Source organism: Ornithinibacter sp., assembly GCF_035443565.1.
Taxonomy (GTDB): Bacteria; Actinomycetota; Actinomycetes; order Actinomycetales; family Dermatophilaceae; genus Fodinibacter.
In genome coordinates this window covers 1-3,308 of record NZ_DAORSO010000201.1, presented here as the reverse complement: position 1 = coordinate 3,308, position 3,308 = coordinate 1, and the positions used below count along the sequence as shown (strand labels likewise).

Below are 3,308 nucleotides of genomic sequence, written 5' to 3'. Positions count from 1 at the left end.
CCGGCCACGGTGAACGAGATCGCCGAGCCCTTCGAGATCAGCCTCCAGGCGGTCTCGAAGCACATCCAGGTCCTCGAGCACGCGGGCCTGGTCACCCGCACCCGGCAGGCCCAGCGCCGTCCGGTGCACCTCAACCCCTCGGCGCTCGAGGCGCTGACGGCCTGGATCGACGGCTACCGGCTGATCCACGAGCAGCAGTTCCGCCGCCTCGACGCCCTCCTCGCCGCCGACCCCGAGTCGGTCGCGCCCAGCACCCCCCAGGAGCACACATGAGCAACAGCCTGCACCTCGACGTCCCGGCCGGGATGCCGTGGATCGACTTCACCCGCGAGTTCGACGCCCCCGTGGCCGCCGTCTTCGACGCGCACCGCGACCCCGAGAAGGTCAAGCTGTGGCTCGGCCCGAACGGCATCCAGATGGAGATCGACCGCTGGGACTTCACCACCGGCGGGGGCTACGCCTACACGCACGCCACCGAGTACGGCACGTTCGGTTTCCGTGGGGTGTTCCACAGCATCCGCGAGAACGAGTTCGCCCTCCAGACCTTCGAGTTCGACGGCGCCTCCGACGAGGTCGCCCTGGAGTTCATGTGGTTCGAGGACCTCGGCGACGGCCGCACCCGCCTGCGCGGTCGCAGCATCGGCCGCACGGTCGAGGGCCGCGACGCCATGGTCGAGTCGGGCATGGAGCACGGCATGGCCGAGGGTTACGAGCGGCTCGAGGCCCTCGTGGCGACCGACGCCGCGGCTGGCTGAGCCACGCTCCGACCGGTGGCTGGAGTGCAATGAGTGCGGGTCCGGGCGGCAGGAGTCAGCGGTCGCTGCTGGTCGCCTTGTCCGTCTCGGCCAGGCGCTGCTGGAGCCGGTCGCGCACCTCGTCAGGGGTGTACGCACGGCGCTCGCGCTCGTTGCGGGCGACGAGCGCACCCGTCGTGACGACGCCGACGAGGCCAGCGATGCCGGCGATCTTCCACACGCGGTTCGAGGGAGCCATGTGACTCAGCGTATTGGGCAGACTGTGCCCATGCCCATCACCGTGCCCCTGCCGAGGCTGCCCCGCCCCGAGACCGTCCCGCTCGACGTCGCGGTCGAGGCCACCCGCACCGGTGACCTCTGGCTGTTCCGCGGTGGGTCGGTCGCCGACCGGGTGATCCAGACGGCGAGCAACGCGCCGGTGAACCACGTCGGCATGGCCGTCGTCCTCGACGACCTGCCCCCGCTCATGTGGCACGCCGAGCTCGGTCGGTCACTGCGTGACCACTGGACCGGTGACCACCACCGCGGGGTGCAGCTGCACGACCTGCGAGAAGCCGTCACCACCTGGCAGGTCAAGTACGGGCAGGGGGCCTGGGTTCGCCAGCTGACGCCCGAGGTCGGGCGCGAGCAGGAGGATGCCGTGCTGCGCACCATCGCGCGCCTGAACGGCGTCTCTTTCCCGACGACGGCCGGAATGGCCTGGCGCTGGCTGAGGGGCCGCGACGGCTACCTGTCAAAGAAGGCGGCCCGCGAGAAGGCCGTGCGCCCCGAGGCGGCCTACTGCGCCGAGGTCGTGGGAGTGACCCTGGAGGAGATGGGCATCCTGCACGACGACGTCCCGATGAACTGGTACGACCCCGGCCGGTTCTGGAGCGGTGACACCCTGCCGCTCAAGCCGGGCTGGTCCTACGGCGTCGAGGTCGGGGTCGAGGACCCAGATCCGTCCGACCGCGACGCCCCACGCTGACGCCGCACCCACGGCATCCCGACGATGACGACGCTGATCGCGAGCACCACGGCGGCGGCGAGCGCACCCCAGAGCAGCGACCAGCCGACGATGGCCAGACCCTCCCAGCCCAGGTGCGAGAACACGAGGTCCGGCCGCGAGCGCGAGGCCACCCCAGCGCCCAGGACGAAGGCGACCGAGGTCAGCACCATGAGCGCGAGGCCGATGCCGGCCGATCGCGCGACCGTGCCGGCATCCGGGGCCTGCAGAGGCGCCTCGGCCGAGTCGTCCACCCGGTGGGCGAAGGTCTCGAACACGTCCGGGACGGGACGGGGGGTGCGGCGGCGCATCCCCCGAGCATAAGGGGGTCAGTCCCGGATGGTCTCGAGGTAGTCGGCGATGCGGCCGATGGCCTCGGTGAGCATGTCGACATCGGGCAGCGTCACGAGCCGGAAGTGGTCGGGCTCGAACCAGTTGAACCCGGTGCCGTGCGTCACGAGGATCTTCTTGGCGCGCAGCAGGTCGATGACGAACGCCTCGTCGCTCTCGATCGGGTAGACCTCCGGATCCAGGCGCGGGAAGCAGTAGAGCGCACCCATCGGTTCGACGCACGACACCCCGGGGATCTCGTTGAGCAGTCGGGAGGCGAGCTTGCTCTGCTCGTAGAACCGGCCGCCGGGCACGACGAGCTCGGTGATCGACTGGTAGCCACCGAGGGCGGTCTGGATCGCGTGCTGCGCCGGCACGTTGGCGCACATGCGCATGTTCGCCAGCAGGGTCAGACCCTCGAGGAAGTCCGAGGCCAGGTGCTTCGGCCCCGACACCATGACCCAGCCGGCCCGGTAGCCGCACACCCGGTAGGCCTTGGAGAGCCCGCTGAAGGTCAGGCAGAGCACGTCGTCCTCGGCGAAGGTCGCGGCGTGGTGGTGCACGGCGTCGTCGAAGATGATCTTCTCGTAGATCTCGTCGGCCATGACGACGAGGTCGTGGCGGCGGGCGATGTCGACCAGGTCCCGCACCGTCTCGGGCGAGTACACGGCGCCGGTGGGGTTGTTCGGGTTGATGATGACGATCGCGTGGGTGTTCGGGGTGATCTTGGACTCGATGTCCTCGAGGTCGGGGTTCCAGCCGTTGTTCTCGTCGCACCGGTAGTGCACGGGGGTGCCCCCCGACAGCGACACCGCGCCGGTCCACAGCGGGTAGTCCGGCGCCGGGACGAGGATCTCGTTGCCGTCGTCGACGAACGCCTGCAGCACCATCGAGATCAGCTCGGAGACACCGTTGCCGATGAAGACGTCGTCGACGCCGGTCTCGGTCAGCCCGCGCGACTGGTAGTACTGCGCGACGGCGGTGCGGGCCGAGTAGATGCCGCGTGAATCCGAGTAGCCCTGGCTGTCGGGCAGGTTGTGCACGATGTCGGCGACCATCGACTCCGGCGCCTTGAACCCGAACGGGGCCGTGTTGCCGATGTTGAGCTTGAGGATCTCGTGCCCCTCGGCCTCGAGCCGCTGGGCCTCGACGAGGATCGGCCCCCGGACGTCGTACCGCACGTGCTGGAGCTTCTTGCTCTGGATGATCCGCCGCATGACGCCATCCTGTCAGCCCGG

At 69.8% G+C, this 3,308-nt stretch carries 6 protein-coding genes; 3 read left to right on the top strand and 3 right to left on the bottom strand.

Translation table 11 applies throughout. The features are described 5' to 3' along the window. The coding region (locus tag PLL68_RS13295; RefSeq protein WP_324534854.1) for an ArsR/SmtB family transcription factor at window positions 1–273 on the top strand (273 nt) is incomplete at its 5' end. Then, window positions 270–755 (top strand): SRPBCC family protein, encoded by a 486-nt coding sequence (locus PLL68_RS13290; protein WP_324534852.1) that lies wholly within the window; start codon window positions 270–272, stop codon window positions 753–755. The genes PLL68_RS13295 and PLL68_RS13290, both read left to right, overlap by 4 nt. 55 nt (window positions 756–810) lie before the next feature. Here the strand turns inward: PLL68_RS13290 and PLL68_RS13285 are convergent, their stop codons facing one another. Continuing rightward, window positions 811–993, bottom strand: coding sequence for a hypothetical protein (locus PLL68_RS13285; protein ID WP_324534850.1), 183 nt, complete (start codon window positions 991–993; stop codon window positions 811–813). Window positions 994–1,023: 30 nt separating this feature from the next. On the opposite strand from PLL68_RS13285, the gene PLL68_RS13280 reads away from it, so the two are divergent. Continuing rightward, on the top strand, window positions 1,024–1,722 hold the full coding sequence (locus PLL68_RS13280; protein ID WP_324534848.1) for a hypothetical protein: 699 nt from the start codon (window positions 1,024–1,026) through the stop codon (window positions 1,720–1,722). Here the strand turns inward: PLL68_RS13280 and PLL68_RS13275 are convergent. Together PLL68_RS13275 and PLL68_RS13270 are read right to left on the bottom strand one after the other, a co-directional pair. Beyond that, on the bottom strand, window positions 1,662–2,051 hold the full coding sequence (locus tag PLL68_RS13275) for a hypothetical protein (protein WP_324534846.1): 390 nt from the start codon (window positions 2,049–2,051) through the stop codon (window positions 1,662–1,664). The genes PLL68_RS13280 and PLL68_RS13275 overlap by 61 nt on opposite strands. Before the next feature lie 18 nt (window positions 2,052–2,069). Further along, the gene (locus PLL68_RS13270; RefSeq protein ID WP_324534844.1) at window positions 2,070–3,287 is read right to left on the bottom strand and encodes a pyridoxal phosphate-dependent aminotransferase; all 1,218 of its coding nucleotides are present in this window, start codon (window positions 3,285–3,287) and stop codon (window positions 2,070–2,072) included. Window positions 3,288–3,308: the final 21 nt, after the last annotated feature.